Genomic DNA, 1,103 nt, shown 5'->3' on the forward strand with positions numbered 1-1,103 from the left:
AAGTTCGCACGATGTCAAGGGTAGGTAAGGTTCTTCGCGTTGCATCGAATTAAACCACATGCTCCACCGCTTGTGCGGGCCCCCGTCAATTCATTTGAGTTTTAACCTTGCGGCCGTACTCCCCAGGCGGTCGACTTATCGCGTTAACTGCGCCACAAAGGTCTCTAGGACCCCAACGGCTAGTCGACATCGTTTACGGCGTGGACTACCAGGGTATCTAATCCTGTTTGCTACCCACGCTTTCGCACCTCAGTGTCAGTGTCAGTCCAGAAGGCCGCCTTCGCCACTGGTATTCCTCCCGATCTCTACGCATTTCACCGCTACACCGGGAATTCTACCTTCCTCTCCTGCACTCTAGCCTGACAGTTCCGGATGCCGTTCCCAGGTTGAGCCCGGGGCTTTCACAACCGGCTTATCAAGCCACCTACGCGCGCTTTACGCCCAGTAATTCCGATTAACGCTCGCACCCTCCGTATTACCGCGGCTGCTGGCACGGAGTTAGCCGGTGCTTCTTCTGTGAGTGATGTCCTTCCTCGGGGGTATTGGCCCCAAGGCTTTCTTCCTCACTGAAAGTGCTTTACAACCCGAAAGCCTTCTTCACACACGCGGCATGGCTGGATCAGGCTTGCGCCCATTGTCCAATATTCCCCACTGCTGCCTCCCGTAGGAGTTCGGGCCGTGTCTCAGTCCCGATGTGGCTGATCATCCTCTCAGACCAGCTACGGATCGTCGCCTTGGTGAGCCGTTACCTCACCAACAAGCTAATCCGACATAGGCTCATCCGATAGCGCAAGGTCCGAAGATCCCCTGCTTTCTCCCGTAGGACGTATGCGGTATTAGCCTGAGTTTCCCCAGGTTATCCCCCACTACCGGGCAGATTCCTATGCATTACTCACCCGTCCGCCGCTCGACGCCTGGAGCAAGCTCCATCGTTTCCGCTCGACTTGCATGTGTTAGGCCTGCCGCCAGCGTTCAATCTGAGCCATGATCAAACTCTTCAGTTTAAAGTCTGATAGTTCCTAAGGTGGAACCAAACCTGGCTCAAGGTTCAAACGTCTCATTTGACGAGTCGCTTGCCTTGAATGTTGCAGTGACTGGTCACC

Annotated in this window: 1 rRNA gene; it reads right to left on the reverse strand. The window is 55.1% G+C overall.

What is annotated here, in order from left to right:
• A 16S ribosomal RNA gene (locus tag M8009_RS18860) occupies positions 1–1,004 on the reverse strand; the annotation flags it as partial.
• Positions 1,005–1,103: the final 99 nt, after the last annotated feature.

This window comes from Halomonas gemina, assembly GCF_023554995.1.
In the GTDB taxonomy this organism is placed as follows: domain Bacteria; phylum Pseudomonadota; class Gammaproteobacteria; order Pseudomonadales; family Halomonadaceae; genus Halomonas; species Halomonas gemina.